General features: G+C 34.2%; 23 protein-coding genes and 3 pseudogenes. 16 read left to right on the forward strand and 10 right to left on the reverse strand.

Going from position 1 to position 23296, the window contains the following annotated elements; genetic code table 11:
- The first annotated feature begins 174 nt into the window (after positions 1–174).
- The 13 genes and pseudogenes from RRF69_RS08660 to RRF69_RS08720 all read left to right on the forward strand — a co-directional run bounded on the left by RRF69_RS08660 (position 175) and on the right by RRF69_RS08720 (position 8370).
- Complete coding sequence (locus RRF69_RS08660; RefSeq protein ID WP_316939418.1) at positions 175–1491, forward strand: dihydrolipoamide acetyltransferase family protein; 1317 nt, start codon at positions 175–177, stop codon at positions 1489–1491.
- A 555-nt stretch (positions 1492–2046) separates the two neighbouring features.
- A complete protein-coding gene (locus tag RRF69_RS08665; RefSeq protein ID WP_316941126.1) occupies positions 2047–2754 on the forward strand; it encodes an RHS repeat-associated core domain-containing protein in 708 nt (235 codons plus the stop codon).
- 23 nt (positions 2755–2777) lie between these two features.
- The gene (locus RRF69_RS08670) at positions 2778–3110 is read left to right on the forward strand and encodes a hypothetical protein (protein WP_316939419.1); all 333 of its coding nucleotides are present in this window, start codon (positions 2778–2780) and stop codon (positions 3108–3110) included.
- A gap of 12 nt (positions 3111–3122) precedes the next feature.
- A complete protein-coding gene (locus tag RRF69_RS08675; protein ID WP_316939420.1) occupies positions 3123–3575 on the forward strand; it encodes a hypothetical protein in 453 nt (150 codons plus the stop codon).
- Between the two features lie 2 nt (positions 3576–3577).
- Entirely contained in the window at positions 3578–3796 is a 219-nt protein-coding gene (locus RRF69_RS08680) for a hypothetical protein (RefSeq protein WP_316939421.1), read from the forward strand.
- A 27-nt stretch (positions 3797–3823) separates the two neighbouring features.
- Entirely contained in the window at positions 3824–4390 is a 567-nt protein-coding gene (locus RRF69_RS08685; protein ID WP_316939422.1) for an REP-associated tyrosine transposase, read from the forward strand.
- A gap of 81 nt (positions 4391–4471) precedes the next feature.
- Positions 4472–5548 (forward strand): RHS repeat-associated core domain-containing protein, encoded by a 1077-nt coding sequence (locus tag RRF69_RS08690; RefSeq protein WP_316941127.1) that lies wholly within the window; start codon positions 4472–4474, stop codon positions 5546–5548.
- Positions 5549–5551: 3 nt separating this feature from the next.
- Entirely contained in the window at positions 5552–5971 is a 420-nt protein-coding gene (locus RRF69_RS08695; protein ID WP_316939423.1) for a DUF3828 domain-containing protein, read from the forward strand.
- A gap of 4 nt (positions 5972–5975) precedes the next feature.
- Entirely contained in the window at positions 5976–6212 is a 237-nt protein-coding gene (locus tag RRF69_RS08700) for a hypothetical protein (protein WP_316939424.1), read from the forward strand.
- Between the two features lie 49 nt (positions 6213–6261).
- Positions 6262–6828, forward strand: coding sequence for an REP-associated tyrosine transposase (locus RRF69_RS08705; protein ID WP_316939425.1), 567 nt, complete (start codon positions 6262–6264; stop codon positions 6826–6828).
- Positions 6828–7294 (forward strand): annotated as a pseudogene (locus RRF69_RS11805) (M23 family metallopeptidase). The gene RRF69_RS08705 and the pseudogene RRF69_RS11805 overlap by 1 nt, the downstream one beginning before the upstream one ends.
- 15 nt (positions 7295–7309) lie before the next feature.
- Complete coding sequence (locus RRF69_RS08715) at positions 7310–7552, forward strand: hypothetical protein (protein ID WP_316939427.1); 243 nt, start codon at positions 7310–7312, stop codon at positions 7550–7552.
- Between the two features lie 374 nt (positions 7553–7926).
- Positions 7927–8370 (forward strand): transposase, encoded by a 444-nt coding sequence (locus RRF69_RS08720; RefSeq protein WP_316939428.1) that lies wholly within the window; start codon positions 7927–7929, stop codon positions 8368–8370.
- Between the two features lie 320 nt (positions 8371–8690).
- Here RRF69_RS08720 and RRF69_RS08725 read toward each other — a convergent pair whose 3' ends face one another.
- From RRF69_RS08725 to RRF69_RS08745, 5 genes are all read right to left on the reverse strand, one after another.
- Positions 8691–9377: a GNAT family N-acetyltransferase gene (locus tag RRF69_RS08725; RefSeq protein ID WP_316939429.1), complete on the reverse strand. Its 687-nt coding sequence runs from the start codon at positions 9375–9377 to the stop codon at positions 8691–8693.
- A gap of 131 nt (positions 9378–9508) precedes the next feature.
- Positions 9509–11140, reverse strand: a complete 1632-nt coding sequence (locus tag RRF69_RS08730; RefSeq protein ID WP_316939430.1) for a pyruvate dehydrogenase complex dihydrolipoamide acetyltransferase — start codon at positions 11138–11140, stop codon at positions 9509–9511.
- Positions 11141–11143: 3 nt separating this feature from the next.
- Positions 11144–12133 carry a pyruvate dehydrogenase (acetyl-transferring) E1 component subunit alpha gene (pdhA, locus tag RRF69_RS08735; protein WP_316939432.1) on the reverse strand — a complete coding sequence of 330 codons (990 nt, stop codon included), beginning with the start codon at positions 12131–12133 and terminating at the stop codon, positions 11144–11146.
- A gap of 130 nt (positions 12134–12263) precedes the next feature.
- On the reverse strand, positions 12264–12932 hold the full coding sequence (locus RRF69_RS08740) for a hypothetical protein (RefSeq protein ID WP_316939433.1): 669 nt from the start codon (positions 12930–12932) through the stop codon (positions 12264–12266).
- 78 nt (positions 12933–13010) lie between these two features.
- The gene (locus RRF69_RS08745; protein WP_316939434.1) at positions 13011–13604 is read right to left on the reverse strand and encodes a M15 family metallopeptidase; all 594 of its coding nucleotides are present in this window, start codon (positions 13602–13604) and stop codon (positions 13011–13013) included.
- Positions 13605–13727: 123 nt separating this feature from the next.
- Here RRF69_RS08745 and RRF69_RS08750 point away from each other — a divergent pair, with 123 nt between their 5' ends.
- Positions 13728–14138 (forward strand): DUF2721 domain-containing protein, encoded by a 411-nt coding sequence (locus RRF69_RS08750; protein ID WP_316939435.1) that lies wholly within the window; start codon positions 13728–13730, stop codon positions 14136–14138.
- Positions 14139–14230: 92 nt separating this feature from the next.
- Here RRF69_RS08750 and RRF69_RS08755 read toward each other — a convergent pair whose 3' ends face one another.
- Genes RRF69_RS08755 through RRF69_RS08765 form a run of 3 tightly spaced genes read right to left on the reverse strand, consistent with a single transcriptional unit; the run spans position 14231 to position 16699 of the window.
- Positions 14231–15907, reverse strand: a complete 1677-nt coding sequence (locus tag RRF69_RS08755) for a PspC domain-containing protein (protein ID WP_316939436.1) — start codon at positions 15905–15907, stop codon at positions 14231–14233.
- Positions 15900–16244, reverse strand: coding sequence for a PadR family transcriptional regulator (locus RRF69_RS08760; RefSeq protein WP_316939437.1), 345 nt, complete (start codon positions 16242–16244; stop codon positions 15900–15902). Before RRF69_RS08760 ends, RRF69_RS08755 begins: the two co-directional genes overlap by 8 nt.
- Positions 16245–16264: 20 nt before the next feature.
- Positions 16265–16699, reverse strand: coding sequence for a DUF4870 domain-containing protein (locus RRF69_RS08765; protein ID WP_316939438.1), 435 nt, complete (start codon positions 16697–16699; stop codon positions 16265–16267).
- A 250-nt stretch (positions 16700–16949) separates the two neighbouring features.
- On the opposite strand from RRF69_RS08765, the gene RRF69_RS08770 reads away from it, so the two are divergent.
- Together RRF69_RS08770 and prfA are read left to right on the forward strand one after the other, a co-directional pair.
- Positions 16950–17402: a DUF4442 domain-containing protein gene (locus RRF69_RS08770; protein WP_316939439.1), complete on the forward strand. Its 453-nt coding sequence runs from the start codon at positions 16950–16952 to the stop codon at positions 17400–17402.
- Between the two features lie 158 nt (positions 17403–17560).
- On the forward strand, positions 17561–18637 hold the full coding sequence (gene prfA, locus RRF69_RS08775) for a peptide chain release factor 1 (protein WP_316939440.1): 1077 nt from the start codon (positions 17561–17563) through the stop codon (positions 18635–18637).
- 89 nt (positions 18638–18726) lie between these two features.
- Here prfA and RRF69_RS08780 read toward each other — a convergent pair.
- Both RRF69_RS08780 and glgB read right to left on the reverse strand, forming a co-directional pair.
- Positions 18727–21135, reverse strand: a pseudogene (locus RRF69_RS08780) (glycoside hydrolase family 31 protein).
- Positions 21136–21381: 246 nt separating this feature from the next.
- Positions 21382–23289, reverse strand: a pseudogene (gene glgB / locus RRF69_RS08785) (1,4-alpha-glucan branching protein GlgB).
- Positions 23290–23296 lie beyond the last annotated feature (7 nt).

Genomic DNA, 23296 nt, shown 5'->3' on the forward strand with positions numbered 1-23296 from the left:
AAATAATCTATAAATAGGTTTTTAAAGTGTGTTTTATTTAATTATGTTGTATTTTTAAGCTTAAAAATTACGAATAATTTAAATAAATAGAATATCCCTAATTTTTTTCTATTGGAATTAGTAGTAGAAAACCATCCCTTTTTAGTACTTTTGCAATCTATATAAAAGACAGTAATGGCAAGATTCGAATTGAAATTACCTAAAATGGGAGAAAGTGTTGCGGAAGCGACCATCACCTCTTGGTTAAAAGAAGTAGGAGATACCATTGAATTGGACGAAGCTATTGTTGAAATTGCTACGGACAAAGTGGATTCTGAAGTACCTTCTGAAGTAGAAGGAACCTTGGTTGAAATCTTATTTTCAAAAGACGAGGTGGTTGCTGTTGGCGCTACCATTGCTATTATAGAAACAGAAGCTGTTGAAGGTTCAGAAGTCGAAGTTGAACCTGTACCTAAAGTCGAAGATAAAATTGTGGCTGCAGCGAGTGAGATTGAAAAAGCAATCGAATCAGTAGCAGTGCCTATTTCTAAAACTTCTGAGAGTGGTAAATTTTATTCACCATTGGTTCGAAACATTGCCAAAACAGAAGGTGTTTCCATGGATGAATTAGAAACCATTAAAGGTTCTGGAAAAGATGGGAGAGTGGCAAAAAATGATATTTTAGCCTATATAGAAAACAGAGCAACTGCTTCAAAACATATTTCAAAAGTACAACCAGCAGAAAATGAAATTGCATCTGTTCCAAAACATGCACAAAAAGCAGCTCCAGTTTCTGTAAACGGAGAAGACGAAGTGATTGAAATGACCCGAATGGGAAAATTAATTTCAAAACACATGGTCGATTCTGTGCAAACTGCGGCTCATGTTCAATCGTTTATTGAAATAGATGTAACCAATATTGTAAAATGGCGTGAGAAAGTAAAAGATGCTTTCTTTAAACGTGAAGGTGAGAAGTTAACTTTTACTCCAATTTTTATGCAGGCTGTAGCATCGACTATAAAAAAATATCCATTAATTAATATTGCTGTTGATGGTGACTTTATTGTCAAAAAGAAAAACATCAATCTAGGTATGGCAGCAGCTTTGGCAGATGGAAACTTAATTGTACCCGTTATCAAAAATGCAGATCAATTGAACTTGGTAGGAATGACAAAATCTGTAAATGATTTGGCAAACCGTGCAAGAAATAATGCCTTAAAACCCGATGATATTCAAGACGGAACCTACACCGTCACAAATGTTGGTGGATTTGGATCTGTGATGGGAACCCCAATCATCAACCAGCCACAAGTTGCTATTCTAGCCCTAGGAGCAATTCGTAAAGTACCAGCTGTGATTGAAACTTCTGAAGGTGACTTTATCGGAATCAGACAAAAAATGTTTGTCTCTCATTCCTATGATCACAGGGTGGTCAATGGAGCTCTTGGAGGAATGTTTATCAAAACCTTAAAAGAGATTTTAGAGGCCTGGGACTTGAATCAAGAATTTTAGAACCGTTTCTTTTAGGTGATCTATGTTTGTTATTTTTTCTACAATTTTTTTATTTTTAATAATTTTTTAATAATTTCACGAACAGATTGAAGTCGTGAAAATCAAAATCTAAGTACATTTAGGTGCATTTTTTTTATATATATCTTCTTAAGCAAGATTTATTTTTAAAAAATACTGCTAGTATTTCACGTCACTTATATCGTGAATTATGAACCATAGTATGGTGTTCTGCAAGAGTTTGTGTCACGCATTCTATAGGTTTATTTAATGAAAATTATTTTTGGCAATGCTTTCTCTTTTTTGAAAAGTAATATTGTGTTGGTGAAAAGAAATCTAATTAGTTATTACTATATATTTAATATAAAAACGAAAGTATTTTTTAATTTTATCCAGAAGAAGAAAATAAAATTACTTTTTTAAGACATCCCGATTCCTATTCAAAATTCCCCGATTTTATTATTAAAACGGGGAATTTGTGTTTTGTAGTTTTATTTGTCAACAATTAACCGAGGCTATACAGGGCATGAGCATTTTATATCCGTAGGCTTGATACACATGAATGGCAGGATGTACGATGCCAAACTAGGTCGTTTTCTCAGCCCTGACAACTACATCCAAGAGCCGTTTAGTACTCAAAGTTTTAATAGATACGGATATGTTTGGAATAATCCATTAAAATTTACTGATCCCAGTGGAGAGTTCTTTTGGGTAGCTGTAATTATTGGAGCAGTTATTGGAGGCACAACAGCAGCAATTAAAGGAGGAAACTTTGGAGAAATATTATTAGGTGCCCTGATAGGAGGTGTTGCTGCAGGTGTTGGTGCAGGTGTCGCCAATTTAGTAGCAGGAGGGGCTTTCTTTGGGTCTCAAGCCTTAACAGTCGTCGGTTTTTGGAGTGGAGCTGCTGTAGGAGCGGCAAGTGGCTTTGCTGCTGGTTTTACTGGAGCTGCTCTTAATACATGGACTGGTGGTGGGAGTTTTATGGATGGCATAACTAATGGTTTTAAATCGGGTATCCAAGGTGCTTTAATAGGAGCAGCAATAGGTGGGATTACCGCAGGAATTAAAGCTAATAAATATGATGGAGATTTTTGGTTGGGTAAAACAGAATTGGACTTATCAAAAGGTTTTGGTGCTCATGGTATTGAAAACACAGATCAAAAGATATTTGGTAAGTATGCAGGTAAATTTGAAGGGGTAGACGTTTTTGAATCTGCTGATTTAGGTAATGGTTATAGTAGTGGTGGAATTACTTTACTATAAAAGGAATTGTTGTAGGAACAAACGTGATTAAAGGAGCTAAACAAAATGCATGGTTATTAGAGCATGAATTTGGTCATATTCTACAAGCTAGAAAAGTTGGAAACCTAAGATTCTATTCTATAATAGGAAAAGAAAGTTTATGGAGTGCTTCTGTAAACACTCCCCAAGGTCATGGTAAATTTTGGACAGAAACTTGGGCAAATTATTTATCAGCTGACCACTTTGGGCAGAATAATTGGCTTAATGGTTTGTCATTACACAATAACCTATTTGGTTATCCTTTACTTAAAGAGCCTTTAAGTACTTGGAATTGGTTGAAGTTTAGAGCTCATGCCCCATGGACACCTTTGAAATAAAATAAATAAATTATGAAAAAACTAATTAATATTTTAATAGTAGTCATATTAGTATCTTGTGTTTATGATCCACAAAAGAAAATGAAGAAGTTGAAAGTCATAAATAAAACCAATCAAACTTACTATGTTTATACAAACTGTTCGGACAGTTTAAAAAAGATCCCTGCCTTAAAGTATTTTATTTATGGAGGGGAAGAAAAAAATACAGTTGTTGTGGGAGAAAAAATAGTAAAAGGGTTTAAATCTGAATCAAATTCAGAAAATGGTTCAACTTATATTTATGATTATAATATTATTTCTTTTTTTAAAAATTGTAAGAATAATAAATTGAATATTTTTCTTATAGAAGAACAAGTTTTAAAAGAAAATACTTGGGAAAATATATATAAAAAACAAATGTATAATATAAAATTTTCTTTAGATGAGAATTATTTTAAGGAGAAAAAATATATTTTAATTGATTAAATATGAGAAAAGTAATACTTATATTAAGTACAATATTTTTTTCCTGTAGTTCAGGAAATAATAATATTGTAGAACCACAAGAAGAACAATTTGTAGTAGAGTTGGTTGCTACAAGCACAAACGTAAATATAGATGAAGTAACTACCTTTGAAATAAAAACAAATAACCCCGCTGCCGCACGAATCCTTTCGTGTGGTAAAGTGGCAAAAGTTTTAAGATAAAAGAGAAGAATGAAAAAAGAATAAAAAATGAGTAGAAACTATAAATTTCATAATCCAGAAGGTTTATATTTTGTAAGTTTTGCAGTGGTAGATTGGTTAGATGTATTTACAAGAACTCAATACAAAGACATTTTGATAGAGAGTTTAGCATTTTGTCAAACCAAGAAAGGAATGGAAATTATAGCATGGTGTATTATGACAAATCATGTGCATTTGATATTTAGAAGTATAAAGGGAGAAAAACCAGAACAATTATTAGGCGATTTTAAAAGATTTACGAGTAATAAAATTGTAAAAGCAATACAAGAAAATTTGCAAGAAAGCAGAAGAGAGTTTTTGTTGGAGCAGTTTAAAAAAGCAGCAAAAAAGTCTTCTAATGTTGAGCATCATCAGTTTTGGAGACACGATAATAAACCAATAGAATTATGGAGTAATGAAGTAATAACAGAAAAGATAAATTATATACATCAAAATCCTGTCGAATCAGGATTGGTATACAAAGCAGAAGAATATGTGTATAGTAGTGCAAAAGATTATGCAGGAGAGCAAGGCTTATTGGAAGATATAGTAGTCTTTAATCTGTTTAAAGTATGATGGATAATAAACAAAAACCACACGAAAGGATTCGTGCGGCAGCGGGGGCATGAGCATTTTATATCCGTAGGCTTGATACACATGAATGGCAGGATGTACGATGCCAAACTAGGTCGTTTTCTCAGCCCTGACAACTACATCCAAGAGCCGTTTAGTACTCAAAGTTTTAATCGGTATGGGTATGTTTGGAATAATCCATTAAAATTTACTGATCCCAGTGGAGAGTTCTTTTGGGTAGCTGTAATTATTGGAGCAGTTATTGGAGGCACAACAGCAGCAATTAAAGGAGGAAACTTTGGAGAAATATTATTAGGTGCCCTGATAGGAGGTGTTGCTGCAGGTGTTGGTGCAGGTGTCGCCAATTTAGTAGCAGGAGGGGCTTTCTTTGGGTCTCAAGCCTTAACAGTCGTCGGTTTTTGGAGTGGAGCTGCTGTAGGAGCGGCAAGTGGCTTTGCTGCTGGTTTTACTGGAGCAGCTATTACTTCTTGGGCCAGCGGACATCACTTTATGACTGGATTTATGAGAGGATTAAGGGGCGGTATACAAGGAGCTTTTATTGGCGCGGCTATCGGTGGTGTTACCGCAGGTATAAAAGCTAATAATAATGGTAGAGATTTCTGGAGTGGAGATGTTAAAAACCCACCACAACCTATTAGGTTAACTCCAGTTGGTATCAAATCACTAAATCCAAAAATTGAAATGAGTACCGATATTATTGATGCTAAACCAACTCTTAATAAAACATCTTCTGTTAGTAGTATAAAAAGTAGTGCAACTAAAGCGGGGCTGAATATAGATGATGCTATTGATACTTTGAATAATAACGGATTATCTAAATCTTCTGGGTACTGTGCTAGATATGTAAGAAAGGCATTAGAAGGAGGTGGATTAGATACGTCTGGAAGACCTGTTTATGCTAAAAATTATGGAAATTTATTGCTTAAAAAAGGATTTGATAAAATAAGTATAGATAATTATATTCCTTTAAGAGGAGATATAGCTGTATTTGAGTCTTTTAAGGGACTAAGAAACCATATTTATGGTCACATACAAATGTTTAATGGTAAACAATGGGTGTCTGATTTTTTTCAAAAAGGTTTTTGGGCTGGATCAGATTATAGTAAATTTAAACCTAGTTATTCAATCTTTAGATGGTAAAATATGAATATTAAAAAAATAATTTATTTAGCAAACATTTTTCTAATTTGTGGTTGTTTACAGTCACAAAATAAGTTTTCAGAATTAAAAGCCAAAGAAACTTTAGAAATATTTTATTCAAAATATATTGAAGAAGCTTCTAAATGGCCTTCAAATAAAGATAAGTTAGATGAAATTATTAAGGAGTTTTGTACAGAAAATTTTATTAATAATAATAAAAACTTGAGTTATGATCCTTTTATCAAAGCTCAGGATATTGATTCTAGTTGGATAAATAGTTTAAAGGTTATAAAAGACACTGTTAGATGTAAAACTTTTACAGTCTCTTTTTATGACAAATCTAGCGATACTTTTATTTCAATTAAATTATCTTTAGTTTTAGATTTGAATAAGAACTATAAAATAAATAATATCATAGACTGATTTTATGAGAAAAATATTTTTATTTATTTTATTAGCTTTTACTATTAAAGCTTATAATCAAGAAATCGAAAAACAAAATGATGCAATTACTTTTTTGAATTGTAAGCAAAAAGAAAAAACAAACTCGTTATTTTTTTTAAGAGATTTAAATAATGATAATATTCTTGAGGTTGTTGAGATAACAAATCAGATAGAAATAGAATGTAAGCCCCGCTGCCGCACGAATCCTTTCTTGTGGTAAAGTGGCAAAAGTTTTAAGATAAAAGAGAAGAATGAAAAAAGAATAAAAAATGAGTAGAAACTATAAATTTCATAATCCAGAAGGTTTATATTTTGTAAGTTTTGCAGTGGTAGATTGGTTAGATGTATTTACAAGAACTCAATACAAAGACATTTTGATAGAGAGTTTAGCATTTTGTCAAACCAAGAAAGGAATGGAAATTATAGCATGGTGTATTATGACAAATCATGTGCATTTGATATTTAGAAGTATAAAGGGAGAAAAACCAGAACAATTATTAGGCGATTTTAAAAGATTTACGAGTAATAAAATTGTAAAAGCAATACAAGAAAATTTGCAAGAAAGCAGAAGAGAGTTTTTGTTGGAGCAGTTTAAAAAAGCAGCAAAAAAGTCTTCTAATGTTAAGCATCATCAGTTTTGGAGACACGATAATAAACCAATAGAATTATGGAGTAATGAAGTAATAACAGAAAAGATAAATTATATACATCAAAATCCTGTCGAATCAGGATTGGTATACAAAGCAGAAGAATATGTGTATAGTAGTGCAAAAGATTATGCAGGAGAGCAAGGCTTATTGGAAGATATAGTAGTCTTTAATCTGTTTAAAGTATGATGGATAATAAACAAAAACCACACGAAAGGATTCGTGCGGCAGCGGGGGAAAGGATTCGTGCGGCAGCGTCGGGTTCAAGTCCTCATAAAGGAGTAGACTATGCAGTTCCAGTAGGTACTGAAGTAAGGGCTACTGCTGATGGGATTGTTTCTAAAGCGTATTTTTCAAGAACTTATGGAAAACTGTTATTATTAATCATGGACTATCACCTAATGGAGGAGGTAATGTTTACACCTTATATGCTCATGGTAATAAATTAAATGTTTCTGCTGGTCAACCTGTTAGTTTTGGGGATGTAATTTTTAATTCAGGTGCGACTGGTTCCGCAGCAAATGGTGCCCATCTACATTACGAAGTTATTAGAACTTTATTTTCTCCCACTAATAGTAGTACAGCTAATGCTTTTTATAATACTTTTAGCATACGTCATTCACCAGAATCTTTAGGAGGATTATTAGGTTTTTAATTTTAAAAAATGATTATGAAATATATTACAATTTTTATTATTACATTTTGGTCTCAATTTGTTTTTGGACAGTTTGAAAAAACAAACAAAGCTTTAATCTTTATAGATAGCCTAAAAACAGAAAAAAATAAAAAATCAAAGCAATATCATTTACCTTCTAATAGGTATCTTTTAACGGATTTAGATAATGATAGTATTGTTGAAATTATTGAAATAGTAAATAAAATTGAGGATGATATTCCTATTTTTTACCAATAGAACTGTCATTTGCTTTTGATTATCACATATTATATTCTTTTGACAATAGATTAAATAAATTTGTATTAAAAAATACTTCTGATTTTAAAATTTATCAAAAAGAAAGAGAGTATTTTTATAAAGCTTGGTATAATTTGATTTCCAATAATCCTAAGAGTTTAAACCAAAATTTAAGAAATTTGATAAACGAAAACAAAAAGTATTTCTTGAATGAATTAAATAAACTCTTGATAGAAGTGAAAAATTAATGATTTAAAACAATAATTTATTATGAAATATAAAATAATACTATCCCCGCTGCCGCACGAATCCTTTCGTGTAGTAAAGTGGCTAAAGTGTTAAGATAAAAGAGAAGAATGAAAAAAGAATAAAAAATGAGTAGAAACTATAAATTTCATAATCCAGAAGGTTTATATTTTGTAAGTTTTGCAGTGGTAGATTGGTTAGATGTATTTACAAGAACTCAATACAAAGACATTTTGATAGAGAGTTTAGCATTTTGTCAAACCAAGAAAGGAATGGAAATTATAGCGTGGTGTATTATGACAAATCATGTGCATTTGATATTTAGAAGTATAAAGGGAGAAAAACCAGAACAATTATTAGGCGATTTTAAAAGATTTACGAGTAATAAAATTGTAAAAGCAATACAAGAAAATTTGCAAGAAAGCAGAAGAGAGTTTTTGTTGGAGCAGTTTAAAAAAGCAGCAAAAAAGTCTTCTAATGTTGAGCATCATCAGTTTTGGAGACACGATAATAAACCAATAGAATTATGGAGTAATGAAGTAATAAAAGAAAAGATAAATTATATACATTAAAATCCTGTCGAATCAGGATTGGTATACAAAGCAGAAGAATATGTGTATAGTAGTGCAAAAGATTATGCAGGAGAGCAAGGCTTATTGGAAGATATCGTAGTCTTTAATCTGTTTAAAGTATGATGGATAGTAAACAAAAACCACACGAAAGGATTCGTGCGGCAGCGGGGGGATGGTACGTTTAAAGGAAAAGCCTTGCCAGCAGATGATTATTGGTTTTATATAGAATTACTTGATAATAGAAACAATTTTAGATCAAGATCGGGAAATTTCAGTTTATTGAGATAGTATTTTTGTCATAAAGTAACCACTTCACCTCATTACACTCTTCTGTAGAGCCACCAATTCATGTCTCTAGTGAGTTTGTATCCTAATTTTTCATAAAGAGGGATGGCGGTATTCCCTTTGTTGGTATGTAGAATTGGGAGCTTATGTTCTTTTAAGATTTCTTTTGTGGTGTATGCAATAAGTTGTTTTGCGTAGCCTTTTCGAGTGTATTCTGGATGGGTAACTACAGAGCTAATTTCTATAAAGTCATTCGTTTGCATGCGTTGTCCACAAATTGCAATGAGTTTTTTATTTTTAAAGATGCCAAAAAAGTCGCCCATTTCAAAACCTCTTTTTCGATAGAAGTAAGGCATTACCAACCAAATTAAATTGTAAACTTCGTCTAGGTGTTTTTCTGTGAGGGGTACAATATTTTCAGTAATTTTAACATCGGCCAATTTTTCTAAGACCATCTGGCAGCCTTCAATCTTTTTTTCTAAAACAATTTTATCTGAATCGATAATTGGGGTTTGATTTTCAGAAACTAAGAAAAATTTATCAACTCTTTTTGCATACTCATTTAGGGCAATAGGAGTTTTATTGACATCGTAAAAAGCGCCAAAAATGCAAACCTCTGGATGGTAAAATTGCACTCCATTGAGCTCGATGAGGAACTTTTTGTGAGTTTCACGTAAGGAATACCAAACAGGGTTTTTTAATTTTTCTTCTATTGGGGTCATTTAGAATTATGGGTAACAAAAAGGCTGTCTAAAATAAATTGAAAATTAAGCCTCTTAGATGCTGAAATAAATTCAGAGAGACAGTTTTTCTACTTTTAGACAGCCTTTTAATATCAAGTACTATGAGAATACTAGGCTAGCATTGTAACCGGATTTTCAATAAAGGTCTTTAAGGTTTGTAAAAATTGTGCACCTACGGCTCCGTCGACTGTTCTGTGATCGCAGGCTAAGGTTAGCATCATGGTGTTTCCAACTACAATTTGTCCATTTTTAACAACTGGTTTTTCAACAATGGCACCTACTGATAAGATCGCAGAGTTCGGTTGATTGATAATCGACGTAAAGCTTTCGATACCAAACATCCCTAAATTAGAAACAGTAAAAGTACTTCCTTGCATTTCATCCACTTTGATTTTTTTCTGTCTTGCTTTTCCAGCCAAATCTCTAACAGCAGCTCCAATTTGAGTTAAACTCATTTGGTTGGTGTGCTTTACAACAGGAACCACTAGGCCCTCATCTACTGCAACTGCAACACCTACATGAATATGACTATGGAACAAGGTATTGTTATCGGTCCAAGAAGTATTCACTTGAGGATGTTTTTGTAATGCCATTGCACAAGCTCTGACTACCATATCATTAAATGATACTTTGGTATCTGGGATTGCATTGATGGTTTTTCTAGAAGCCATGGCATTGCTCATGTCTACTTCAATATTTAAGTAGAAGTGAGGTGCTGTGAATTTAGAATTCCCTAAAGACTTCGCTATTGCTTTCCGCATTTGAGAGTTCTTTTCGTCTCTTGTGTGTTCTTCTCCAGCAATTGCAAAGTTTGTTACTACTGCTGTTGCGGTCGATTGTGACGGGCTGTCCGCTACTTGAACAGTTGCAGGAGTATAATTTTCTACATCTTTTTTGATAATACGACCGTTTTCCCCAGAACCTTTAATTTCTGAAAGTGCATACCCTTTATCAGAGGCAATTTTTTTGGCTAATGGAGAGGCAAATATGCGTCCATTAGTAGTGTTTGAAGCTGCCACTGTTTTTGGCTCTTCAATAATTTCTTCTTTCTTTGCTGCTGGTGCTTCTGCATTATCAGAAGTTACATTTGCAGTTGGAACTCCTCCAGCAACAATTGCGGACACATCCGTTCCAGCAGGGCCAATAATCGCTAATAAGCTATCTACAGGAGCAGTTTCACCTTCTTGCACTCCTATGTGTAAGATGGTTCCTTCATAGAAACATTCAAATTCCATAGTTGCCTTGTCCGTTTCAATTTCAGCTAAAATATCGCCTTCTTCTACGGTTTCGCCAACTTTTTTAAGCCAAGTAGCAACGGTACCATCAGTCATGGTATCACTCAAACGGGGCATAGTAATTACTTGTACGCCATCAGGAACACTAGCTGCTTCTGAATTATTTGTTGCTACAGCAGATTCTTCTACTTTACTTGAAGTTTCTTCTACTTTTGGTGCTTCTTTAGCTGCTTCAGCATTCCCACTAATGAGGGCAGAAATATCTTCACCTTCTTCACCAATTATTGCCAATAAAACATCCACAGGAGAAGTTTCACCTTCCTGCACTCCGATATATAATAAAGTCCCTTCATGGAAAGACTCGAATTCCATGGTTGCTTTATCTGTTTCAATTTCAGCTAAAATATCGCCTTCCTCAATTTTATCTCCAACACTCTTTAACCATTTTGCCACAACACCTTCTTCCATGGTGTCGCTTAAACGCGGCATATTTACAATTGTAGCCATATTTTAACTTATAAAAGGATAATCTTCTTGTTCGTATACCATGTCATACATTTGTTGAGGTTCTGGATATGGAGAATCTTCTGCAAATTTTTCACATTCACTCACTCGTTCTTTTACTGCTTTATCGATAGCAGCAATTTCTTCTAATGTAGCGTAATTCTTCTCTAAAATAATATCTTTTACTTGCGTAATAGGATCTATTTTTTTGTATTCTTCTACCTCATCTTTTGTTCTGTAATGTTGAGCATCAGACATTGAGTGCCCTCTGTATCGGTAGGTTTTCATTTCTAAGAAGGTAGGTCCATCTCCACGTCTAGCTCTCTGAATTGCTTCGTCAATTGCTTCAGCAACTTTAATAGGATTCATTGCATCTACAGGACCACAAGGCATTTCATAACCTAAACCAAGTTTCCAAATATCGGTATGGTTCGCAGTTCTTTCAACAGAAGTTCCCATGGCATAACCATTATTTTCAACAATAAAAATAACTGGTAATTTCCAAAGCATTGCCATGTTGAAAGCTTCATGCAAAGAACCTTGTCTTGCAGCACCATCCCCAAAACAGGTTAGAGTTACCGCATCACTTCCTTTGTACTTGTCTCCAAAAGCAATTCCAGCTCCTAATGGAATTTGACCACCCACAATTCCGTGACCACCATAAAAACCAAATTCTTTAGAAAAAATATGCATAGAGCCCCCCATTCCTTTCGAGGTACCAGTAACTTTTCCATACAATTCTGCCATCACTTTTTTAGGATCTTCTCCCATACCAATCGGTTGTACGTGATTTCGATATGCGGTAATCATTTTATCTTTAGATAAATCCATTGCATGTAGGGCACCTGCCAAGATAGCTTCCTGGCCGTTGTATAAATGCAAGAAACCTCTTACTTTTTGTTGTATGTAAACTGAAGCTAATTTGTCTTCAAACTTTCGCCAAAATAGCATGTCCCTGTACCAATCTAAGTAGGTTTGCTTAGTGATTTTTTTCATTCTGAATTATCGGTGTTTATTTTTTTAGGATGATTGTGATCTTCAATAATCGAAGAACAAAAATAACTGTTTTAAATAGAATAAAAAAACAGTAATTTTTGAATTCAACTTAAACGATTTCGTGTCTGTTTTACTGCTCTTTAGCGATGAGTAGCGTGGCTTTAGCACCCGTTGCCAAATTCCATTCATTTGAAGAAAGTAACATTCCAGCATCATTAAAGACTTTAAATGCAGCTGTGTTTGGTCCAGAGGTACCTTGATTCAAGGCTAAAATTATAATTTTATTCATCCCTTTTTCCAAGGGGATATTAAATTTTTGGTACTGTTGGCGCAATACAATATTGACTACCACAGGAATTTCGTTGACAAAAATGGTCACTCGATCTCCATCGGGATACTGAAAATCTCTACAAATGATATTGACACTTTTGGAATCTGTTCTAAAACTTCCCAAATCTTGATCAATAACCGGATATTGGTACATCCCATTTATTTTTTTAAAGGATTTTAAAAATCGTTCTTCACTGAGTTTTGCTGCGCTAATAATCCCTTTGTTATTGAAGTCGGTTTCTTTCTCTTTCTCTTTGATGTCTTTCTGTTCTTTTTCAAAAGCTTTTTGAAACCCGCTTGTAGCATCTATTTTAATAGGGTTGGGGCGCTCAATTTCTGACGCATTGGTAGAAATAATAGTGCTGATTTTTCCTGTTGTATTACCGCTATTTGAATTCTCGAATTGCGCTTGCGCTTCTTTTGAATAAAGGAGAAGGAGAAAGGGAATGTATATGATGATAGATTTCATGAAGTGGGTTTAACGAGCAACTTGCAACAAATATAATGCCGATTTTAGACTTTGCTGTTTAGAATTTGTTAAATCGTATTATTTTACTGGAAAATTAAAATAGGTAGTGGGAAAGGGTTCTTTCAGCAAGGTAAAATGCCACCACTCATTTTCGTAGGGTTTGAACCCGTTTTCGAGCATTACTTTTCTTAAAAAAAGTCTGTTGGCAAGCTGCGCTCTTGAATTTTTTTTATAATGGGGATGAGATTCATTCCCAAAGAAATCATAGGGACTTCCCATATCTAGTTCTTGGTTTGTTTCAATATTGACTAATGTCAGATCTACTGTACTCCCTCTACTATGTCCCGATTTAGAAGCGATGTACCCAAGCTGAAATAATTTACTTTTAGGGATTCTGGGGTAGTATTTCTGTTTCATCAAGGTGTCCTCGAGTACCGATGCCCATTTTACAAAATGATCGACTGCTTGTTGGGGCCTGTAAGCATCAAAAATTTTCAGGCTATACCCTTCTTTGAGGACTATTTGTTGAATTCTATGAAGTGCTAATGCAGCCTTTTCAGTTACGATCAAAACATTTTTTTGATAGCCATTTATGGGTTTTCCAATAAAATTTTGATGGCTGAAATATTTAAGCTCTTTTTTAATACTTGTGTCGATTGTTTCTAAATACACAAATCCTTTTGGTAAGTTCTGAAAACTTGTCAAAAATGAAAAACAAAAAAGCAAAAGGATGCCAGTAACTTTCATAGATCAAAAGTACGAAAAAATAAAAGTATTCCTTAATTTTGCCGCCATATGGAAGAACTATCACTTACTACCCCAGCATTATTGTTTTCTGCAATTTCGTTAATTATGTTAGCTTATACCAATCGTTTTTTAGCCTATGCTTCTGTGATTAGAAATTTGCATGACAAGTTTTTAAAAGAAAAAGATGAATCATTATTACGTCAGATAAAAAACATAAAATTACGACTCAACCTTACAAGATGGATGCAGATTTTTGGCATTACAAGTTTATTGTTTTGCGTACTGACCATGTTTTTAATTTATGTTGGAAAGATGTACGTCGCTGTGTGGGTTTTTGGTTTTGCCCTTATTTTATTAATTTTTTCGCTAGCACTTTTGATTAAAGAAATTCAAATTTCTACTCAAGCATTGCAATATCATATTTCAGATATCGAAGAGTATTTAGAGAATAAAAAATAAGTCGCCGTTTTTTACAAAAACGACGACATCCCTATAGCACTATAAAAACCAAGTATTAGTGCTCCTACATAGAAGTTAGCTTTCCAATTAGGTTATTCATTCGGTGTGATGTCTAAATTTCCAAGTGCTTTTAGCTCTTTGCTATGTAGTCCTTTTGCTGTCATTAAAAAATAATGTCCTGCCATCTTTTTATCATAAGTGTCTGTCGTATTGTCTATGCGATGTAAAAAGTTTGTAGATGAACGATCGAAGTATACGGTAACTCCTTCGGCCAGAAAAACAGTTATTTTGACTTCTTCATCTTTAAACATATTTTGGTAGTCTGAAAGAAAAAAGGCATCCAATACAATTGTATTTCCTTTTTGATTGAAATGATATTGTATGGCTTCTGCATCCCTTTTGGCCGTGATTTTATTTCGACCAAAGGATAATTTCTCAATCGTAAAATAACTTTCATTTGAATTGCTTGTCTCAACGTCAATACTAATGTTTGTACTATAAAGTTTTACTTTACCATGGACTTCAACTTGTTCTTTTTCATTGCGATTTCTGCGTAAAGTCTTAGTATAGAAAAGGGTATCATCGTTGATAACTTTTATATTGAGGGTGTCATTTTTGACAAGATCTAAGGTGGTTTTCTCAATATTTATTCCTTCTACTGCATGCGAAGTTCCAAATTCAATTCCTGCGAAACCAATGCCCAATAGAGCAATGATCCAAATTCCAAGAAGAGTCAATGAGGTCGCTTTATTCATTTTTTGTACACTGCTTGACAAGATTCGAAGACCTAAAATAAATAAGATTAAAAACGGAATTCCGATAAGAATAAAAAGGAATGCGGTCAATAGCCACATAGGTAAAAGAGATCCATAAAAGAATGGAGGGTAGCTAAGTAATTGGCTGTCTATATTTAAGAATTCTAGGCTCCCAATCGAGAGTCCTCCAATAATGATTCCTATTAGGCTAACCGCAGAAATGATGATTAAAAGTACTCCGATACATTTACCAACAACTTTAAATATTGCCAATATAATATTACCAAGAGCGTTTATAAAATCCTGAAAGCCATCATTTTTGTTGCTCGATCGTTTCCATTTTTGGTTGATTTTTTCTGAAATTTCATTTGCACCATCTTTTATTTTATCAGATGCTTGATGGGCTGCATTTTTTACACTTTCAGACACGTTGTGAAACTCCTCACGAATTTTTTTTTCAATATTATCGATATTGACTGGTTCGCCTTCCATTTGTAATTTTTCTGCAGTTGTTTTGGCTTCTGAGAGTAAAACCCAAAGAACGATATAAACCAAAACTCCAGTTCCAAAGCCAGCCAAAGTGGTTACTAAAAACGCCAAACGAATCCAGATCGCATCAGTATCGAAGTAATGTGCAATACCCGCTGCAACTCCTCCTAGAAATTTGTCATCACCATCTCTAAATAACTTTTTTCCTTTACTGTGGTTTCTTTGATGCGAATAACTTGCGTTGTTATAGTTTTCTTCTGCTTCCGCATAATCTTCGGGTTGTCCCATGATAGTGATGATTTCATCGATATCTGCCTCGTTGACAACCTGTCTTGCATCTGTAATTCTTTCCGATAGCAACTCACTTATTCGTGCTTCGATATCAGCAATAATTTCATTTTTACCTTGTGGATCGTCGCTCAACGATTTTGAAATTGCATCTAAATACCTTCTTAGTTTTTGATACGCACTTTCATCGATATGGAAAAAGAATCCGCCTAAATTAATATTTATTGTCTTATTCATGTGTGGTTTTTTTTGTACTTGTTACTAGGGTGACTGCAGCTACTAAATTGCTCCATGTTTTACTCAATTCTTTTAAAAACATACTACCGTTTTCTGTTAAAACGTAATATTTTCTTGGGGGGCCAGAGGTCGACTCTTCCCATCGATAGGTGAGTAGTCCTGAATTTTTAAGTCGTGTTAATAAAGGATAAATGGTGCCTTCAACGACGATGATTTCAGCTTTCTTCAAACTGGATAAGATCTCAGAAGTATAAGCATCTCCATTTTTTAAAATGGATAAAATGCAAAATTCCAATACACCTTTTCGCATTTGTGCTTTTGCGTTTTCTATCTTCATTTATTGGGATTTAGAGTTCATTACTTAATAAATTTTATCGTAAAAGGATACTGATAGTTTTCTCCATCTTTTGCTTTTAGGGCTGCAATGATTACAAGAGCAACTCCAAGTAATGTTACAATTCCTGTGAGGGTTCCAATTCCTATAAAGCTAAAAATAGTTCCCGAATGAAAACTAAAATCAAGCAAATTAAAATCGTTCCATGATTGAAGGTTTTTAAAGATGTTTCCAATAAAAAAACCTCCTACCACCAAACTGATGATCCCAGCATATAAGGTATAGCTTAAATTAAAATTGACAGCCTCTTTTCCTTGAGCATCTAAAAAAGGACTTCGGTCTTTTAATGTCTGCCAAGCAATAAGCGGGGTGATAATTTGTCCAAACGGAAAAATAAACCCTGCGAATGCTGAAATATGGATCAGAAAAGCATTGGTATTTGTCGGATTTTGTTTCATGTTTATTTTTTAATTACTACTTTCTTATGCAAATATATGTCTTTAAAAAGGTATTATGCAATACATAGTACTAAATTTAACATTTTTTAACATTTTTTAACGCTATTTAACAGTTGTACCTTTGAAATTAATTCTGAGAAAAAACCTGAAAACAATGATTCATATTGACTTTGTATGTTTTTTTAAGTATCTTGTGTGCCAATCTTGAATAATTCAATTTTTTCTTGATTTAAACGTTGAATTTGAAAAAATGAAATTTACACCAACTAAAGTGAACCTTTTTACCCTTGTGAAATTGCCATTGGCATATTTTGGTGGGGTACGAGTACAATCCATATCAGATGAAGAAGTGACTGTTGCGATTACCCATCGATGGAAAAACCAAAACCCTTTTAAGAGTATGTTTTGGGCAGCGCAAGGAATGGCAGCAGAATTACCTACAGGTGTTTTGGTTATGAAAGCGATTCGAGATTCAGGAAGAAAGATTTCGATGTTAGTGACCCATCAAGAAGCTGATTTTTATAAAAAAGCAACGGGAAAAATCATATTTTCCTGTAAGGGAGGTGATGTTATCCGCACTGCTATAGAAAGGTCTATTCAAACTGGAGAAGGTCAGGAAATCATCCTTACATCAAAAGGTGTAAATTCGGAAGGACTGATAGTTTCTAAATTTGATTTTCACTGGAGTCTTCGCGTAAAATAGTTCGTAAGCGCTCTTCTCTTATCGCGACTCCTTTTCGCACAAGGTAAATTTTAGATTCATTCTTGAATTATGGAGATTGATTGGTAAATTTACTTAAAACGAACGAATTAACTTTCCGATAAAAATTGTAAATTCGCAACCCAAGAAAAGAACAACAGATGTTAGATAAAATAAGAATTGTAAAGCAGCGTTATGATGAGGTTTCTGATTTAATCATTCAGCCAGAAATTATCATGGATCAAAAGCGGTATGCGCTATTGAGCAAAGAATACAAAGACCTAGGAGATGTTGTTAGAAAGGGAGAGGAATATCAAACGTTATTGGATAATATTGTTGAAGCAAAAGAGATTCTTTCTGACGGGTCTGACGCTGAGATGAATGAAATGGCTAAATTGGAGATTGATGAAGCCAATTTGAGAATTCCTCAATTGGAAGAAGAAATCAAGTTGTTATTAATTCCGAAAGACCCTGAAGATTCTAAAAATGCAGTAGTTGAACTACGAGCTGGAACAGGTGGAGATGAGGCGAGTATATTTGCAGGAGATTTGTTTCGTATGTATTCAAAATATTGTGAAAGCAAAGGTTGGAAAGTTTCTACAGTAGATTATTCTGAAGGAACTAATGGAGGCTTTAAAGAAATTCAGTTTGAAGTATCTGGTCAAGACGTGTATGGAACGCTTAAGTTTGAAGCAGGAGTTCACCGTGTACAAAGAGTCCCACAAACCGAAACACAAGGTAGGGTTCATACTTCTGCAGCAACTTGTATGGTGTTTCCAGAAGCTGAAGAGTTTGATGTAGAAATCAACCCCAAAGATGTACGAATCGATTTCTTTTGTTCTTCAGGTCCAGGAGGTCAGTCGGTAAACACCACCTATTCGGCTGTTCGTTTAACACATGTTCCAACAGGTTTGGTTGCTCAGTGTCAAGATCAGAAAAGTCAGCACAAAAATAAAGAGAAAGCTTTTAAAGTACTGCGTTCGCGTTTGTATGATATGGAGTTGGCAAAGAAAAATGCGGAAGATGCCTTAAAGCGCGGTTCTATGGTTTCTTCTGGAGATCGTAGTGCAAAGATTAGAACCTATAATTATTCTCAAGGAAGGGTAACTGATCATCGAATTGGATTAACCTTATACGACCTTTCTAATATTGTCAACGGAGACATTCAGAAAATTATTGATGAATTGATGATGGCAGAGAATACAGAAAAACTGAAACAATTGAGTGACGGTTTTTAAACCCAAATATGATTCCAATAAAAAACCTCAAAATTATAGTTTGAGGTTTTTTAGTTTTATAGATGGGTATAGCTTCACAAAGCTTCGTATTATTTTTCTATCGACAAATGCAATTCTGTAAATTCTTTATCGACAATAATTGAGTTCTTCCCGTTCGTCTTTAATTCTTCAAGAGGGATTTTTACATTATCAACTTCTATTGAATTGATTGTAAAAGGCAAATTGTGGAAGTTGATGATAAACTGTGTATAATCGGCATTGAAGTTTCCTTGCTTGTGTTGTTGTAAGATAAATTCGTCCTTTTTACCAGTTACTTTAAAGGTACGTAAACTGTACCTTCCTTTCTTATAATCAAAACCGTCGTGGGCATCGTCATACAATTGAGATTTTTCTTTTCCGTCTTTGTAGTATACTTCTAAAGTGATTTCATTAAATTTCTTTTCACCCACATATTGTTGTACAGGATACTTAGGAATCACTGCACCTTCTTTAATAAAGATAGGGATGGTGTCTAGATCTGCATCGACCCAAATTTCTTTTCCACCTTCGACGACTTCATTGGTCCAGAAATTATACCAGTTCCCTCTTGGAATGTACATTCTTCTTCCTTTAGCATTCGGCTCAATAATTGGACAAACTAAGATTTTATCCCCATAAATAAATTCGTCACTTCTGTAGTGTGTTGCATGATCTTCTTGATCATATAAAACAAGTGATTTTAAAATCGGTGTTCCGTTATTGATGTAATTCCAAAAAGCAGTATATAAATAGGGCAAGAGTTGGTATCTCAATTCTACATACTTTCGAACAATATCAGTAATTTCATCTCCAAAAACCCAGGGCTCTTGATCTCCATGATCTCCAGAAGAATGAACTCTACAAAAGGCATGAAATACGCCTAATTGAATCCATCGTGCAAATAATTCTCCTTGTGGTTGTTCTGCAAACCCACCAATATCGCTTCCGGCAAATGAAAAACCAGACATTGCCATACGTTGTGCTTGCACATTTGCAATCCATAAGTGTTCCCATGTTGCTACATTGTCGCCCATCCAAGTAGAGGTATAACGTTGTGCACCTGAATAGGCTGATCGAGTAATGACAAAAGGTCTTTTTGGATACGCATATTTTTTCACCCCATGATAGGTTGCACGTGCCATTTGTGTACCATAAACATTGTGTGCTTTTCTATGAGAACAAGGATTTCCATCATAATCGTGGCGAACATCATCAGGGAATGTTTTGTTAGGAACATCCATAACTGCAGGTTCGTTCATGTCATTCCACACTCCTTTGACTCCTATATCTTCAATTAATTCTTGAAACAATCCCGACCACCATTCTCTTACTTCGGGTTTGGTAAAATCTGGAAAATAACATTCACCTTACCAAACCTTTCCTTTCATATAAGGACCATCTGCTCGTTTACAAAAATAATCTTTGTCCAATGCTTCTTTAAAAACATCGTATTCTAAATCAATTTTAATTCCAGGATCGATAATTACAACGGTTTTAAAACCATCGTCTTCCAATTCTTTTACCATTCTTTTTGGGTCAGGAAAATGTTCTTTATCCCAAGTGAAACAACGAAAACCTTCCATATAATCGATGTCTAAATAAATAGCATCACATGGAATTTTTAAATCTCTAAAGGTTTTTGTGATTTCTTTTACATTGCTTTCTGGATAATAACTCCATTTACATTGATGAAATCCTAATGCCCATAAAGGGGGTAAAGTATGTGGCTTTCCTGTTAAGTCGGTATAGTTGATTACTACATCTTCCATTTTTGGACCGTAAATAAAGTAGTAATTCATCTCACCACCTTGTGCCCAAAAACTGGTTATATTTCTTCTTTCTTGTCCAAAATCGAATTGAGTCTTAAAGGTATTGTCAAAGAAAATTCCGTAAGCTTTATCATTTTGTAATGCAGTATAAAATGGGATTGCTTTGTAGATGGGATCCGTATCTTTTCCAAATGCATAGGAATCTGTTGCCCAGTTTTCAAAACGTTTTCCTTTCAAGTTGACTGCTACAGGTTTGTCTCCCAATCCATAATAGCTTTCAGATTTTTGACAGATTTTACTCATTTTCACAATGTCGCCTCCATATTCATAACTCTCTTCCCAATGAAAACCAATCTCATCCTGGTTAATAAGAGTGAGGTCTAAAGCGTCATAGATTGAAACTTGTAAACTAAGCTTTTCAACTTTACAAATTAACTTTGAAGTTTTAATGATGTAATGTTCTTTATCCTCAGTTACATCTAGAAAAAGATAGCCTCTACTAGCATGAACGGTCACACCGTATGAAAAGTCATTTTCAAACTTCCCACTTGTGGCATATCGAAAACGGATGACACTATCGCGTACTACGGTTAGTTGTAGGATGACATTATTCTTAGTGGTAAAATAAAGGGTATCAACGTCCTTTTTGTAGTTAACTATTTCTGATGGAAATAAATTTCCTTTATGTTCTAATTCAGTATTGACAATCATATAAATTTTCTAGTAAGATCTGTGGCACAAAAATCGTAAAAGTTAACGAGAAAATGAAAACTACACTTCCTTTTTTACGATATCGTATTCGTTTGGTTTCCGATCAATAAAAGGATTTATTTTCCTTAAAATCTGATGGATAGCTTTCGTTGTAAAGGACTGTTTACCCGATTTGAAATGCTTGTTTGTTTGGTGAATAATTGAATAAATTCACCATTTTTGATAATGGATGTATAGTGAATTGTTTTATTGATATTTGAATGCAACCATTGCCAGTGGAGGTAATGTCACTGCAATTGAATTTTCTTTTCCATTCCATGTTTTTCGCTGCGAGTTTCTTTGAGTATTTTTAAAGTTATTGGATCCGAAAAAAGCACTTTGGTCACTGTTGAAAATTTCGATAATTGTTCCTTTTTTAGGAAGTCCAATTCGATAATTTTCTCTTGGAATCGGTGTGAGGTTAAGTACAACAATAACCGTATCTTTTTCATCATCACTTTTTCTCAGATACGACAAAATGGATTGTTCGTGATCTCCGTGATCAATCCATTCAAAACCTTCATGTGAAAATTGTTTCGCATACAAAGCAGGCTCGTTTCTGTAAAGTGTATTGATTTCTCTGACAAAATTTTGCGCTCCTTTATGTGCTTCAAAATCAAGGAGGTTCCAGTCCAAACTCTGTTCAAAATTCCACTCAGATACTTGACCAAACTCACATCCTTGAAACATGAATTTTGTTCCAGGATGTGTGTACATAAAACTATATAGTAAGCGCAAATTGGCAAAACGTTGCCACTCGTCACCGGGCATTTTATCTAAGATTGATTTCTTCCCATAGACCACTTCGTCATGTGAAAGTGGAAGCATAAAATTTTCTGTAAAGGCATAATTTAAGCTAAAGGTCAAATCGTTTTGATGGTATTTTCTGTAGGCAGGTTCTTTTGCGAAATATTCTAAGGTATCATGCATCCAGCCCATCATCCATTTCATTCCAAAACCGAGTCCGCCTAAAAAGACGGGGCTTGAAACTTTTGGAAAGGAGGTCGATTCTTCTGCAATAGTTTGAACGTCTGGAAAGTTTTCATAAACGGCAATGTTCATTTCTTTTAAAAAGGCAATAGCTTCTAAGTTTTCTCTACCACCAAACTCATTTGGTTCCCATTCACCATCTTTTCTAGAGTAGTCTAAAAATAGCATCGAGGCAACTGCATCGACTCGCAATCCATCTGCATGGTAGTGTTCTAGCCAAAAAATAGCATTACTAATCAAAAAGGACTTTACTTCATTTCTTCCGTAGTTAAAAATAAGACTCTTCCAATCTTGATGGTATCCTTTCTTTGGATCTGGGTGTTCGTACAAATTTGTTCCATCAAAATTCCCCAGTCCATGTGCATCTGAAGGAAAATGTGAAGGCACCCAATCTAAAAGCACTCCAATGCCTTTTTCATGAAACTTGTCTATTAGAAATTTGAATTCATTGGGATACCCAAATCGCGAAGTAGGAGCGAAGTATCCTGTTAATTGATACCCCCAACTTGGGTCATAAGGGTATTCCATGATGGGCATAAACTCGACATGGGTATAATTCATTTCCTCTACGTAATTTACAAGTTCGTCTGCAAATTCGAGATAACTTAAAAATCGATTTTCTTCAACCTTTTTTTTCCAAGATCCTAAATGAACCTCGTATACAGAATATGGTGCGTTTATGGCATTGTTCTTTTTTCTGTTTTTCATCCAAGAGGTATCTTTCCAAGCATAAGAATCTTCCCAAATGATGGAAGCAGTTTTTGGAGGATGTTCACATCTTCTAGCATAGGGGTCGGCTTTTTCCAATACTTCGTTGGTATTGGAATTTTTGATTTTGTATTTATAGGTATTTCCTTTGCCAGCATGTGGTACAAATCCTTCCCAAATTCCGCTAGAATCCCAACGTACTTGAAGTTGATGCTCCTAGTCGTTCCAGAAATTAAAATCGCCTATCACAGAAACTTCTTTTGCGCTTGGTGCCCAAACAGCAAAATATGTCCCTTCTATGCCTGATACTGAGGTAATATGTGATCCAAATTTTTCGTATAACTTATAATGTTTTCCAGCCTTGAATAAATCAATATCAAAATCTGTAAATAGGGAATGTGTAATTACTTTTGACATCTAATTA

The organism is Polaribacter sp. HL-MS24 (genome assembly GCF_032758595.1).
GTDB lineage: Bacteria > Bacteroidota > Bacteroidia > Flavobacteriales > Flavobacteriaceae > Polaribacter.

Coding starts and splice junctions, on each gene's coding strand:
- RRF69_RS08665 (WP_316941126.1), top strand. CDS start 2,047: ATGAATGGCAGGATGTACGATGCCAAACTAGGTCGTTTTCTCAGCCCT.
- RRF69_RS08705 (WP_316939425.1), top strand. CDS start 6,262: ATGAGTAGAAACTATAAATTTCATAATCCAGAAGGTTTATATTTTGTA.
- RRF69_RS08675 (WP_316939420.1), top strand. CDS start 3,123: ATGAAAAAACTAATTAATATTTTAATAGTAGTCATATTAGTATCTTGT.
- RRF69_RS08770 (WP_316939439.1), top strand. CDS start 16,950: ATGAAATTTACACCAACTAAAGTGAACCTTTTTACCCTTGTGAAATTG.
- RRF69_RS08685 (WP_316939422.1), top strand. CDS start 3,824: ATGAGTAGAAACTATAAATTTCATAATCCAGAAGGTTTATATTTTGTA.
- RRF69_RS08660 (WP_316939418.1), top strand. CDS start 175: ATGGCAAGATTCGAATTGAAATTACCTAAAATGGGAGAAAGTGTTGCG.
- RRF69_RS08755 (WP_316939436.1), bottom strand. CDS start 15,907: ATGAATAAGACAATAAATATTAATTTAGGCGGATTCTTTTTCCATATC.
- RRF69_RS08740 (WP_316939433.1), bottom strand. CDS start 12,932: ATGAAATCTATCATCATATACATTCCCTTTCTCCTTCTCCTTTATTCA.
- RRF69_RS08695 (WP_316939423.1), top strand. CDS start 5,552: ATGAATATTAAAAAAATAATTTATTTAGCAAACATTTTTCTAATTTGT.
- RRF69_RS08750 (WP_316939435.1), top strand. CDS start 13,728: ATGGAAGAACTATCACTTACTACCCCAGCATTATTGTTTTCTGCAATT.
- RRF69_RS08720 (WP_316939428.1), top strand. CDS start 7,927: ATGAGTAGAAACTATAAATTTCATAATCCAGAAGGTTTATATTTTGTA.
- RRF69_RS08700 (WP_316939424.1), top strand. CDS start 5,976: ATGAGAAAAATATTTTTATTTATTTTATTAGCTTTTACTATTAAAGCT.
- RRF69_RS08690 (WP_316941127.1), top strand. CDS start 4,472: ATGAATGGCAGGATGTACGATGCCAAACTAGGTCGTTTTCTCAGCCCT.
- prfA (WP_316939440.1), top strand. CDS start 17,561: ATGTTAGATAAAATAAGAATTGTAAAGCAGCGTTATGATGAGGTTTCT.
- RRF69_RS08730 (WP_316939430.1), bottom strand. CDS start 11,140: ATGGCTACAATTGTAAATATGCCGCGTTTAAGCGACACCATGGAAGAA.
- RRF69_RS08725 (WP_316939429.1), bottom strand. CDS start 9,377: ATGACCCCAATAGAAGAAAAATTAAAAAACCCTGTTTGGTATTCCTTA.
- RRF69_RS08765 (WP_316939438.1), bottom strand. CDS start 16,699: ATGAAACAAAATCCGACAAATACCAATGCTTTTCTGATCCATATTTCA.
- RRF69_RS08760 (WP_316939437.1), bottom strand. CDS start 16,244: ATGAAGATAGAAAACGCAAAAGCACAAATGCGAAAAGGTGTATTGGAA.
- RRF69_RS08715 (WP_316939427.1), top strand. CDS start 7,310: ATGAAATATATTACAATTTTTATTATTACATTTTGGTCTCAATTTGTT.
- pdhA (WP_316939432.1), bottom strand. CDS start 12,133: ATGAAAAAAATCACTAAGCAAACCTACTTAGATTGGTACAGGGACATG.
- RRF69_RS08680 (WP_316939421.1), top strand. CDS start 3,578: ATGAGAAAAGTAATACTTATATTAAGTACAATATTTTTTTCCTGTAGT.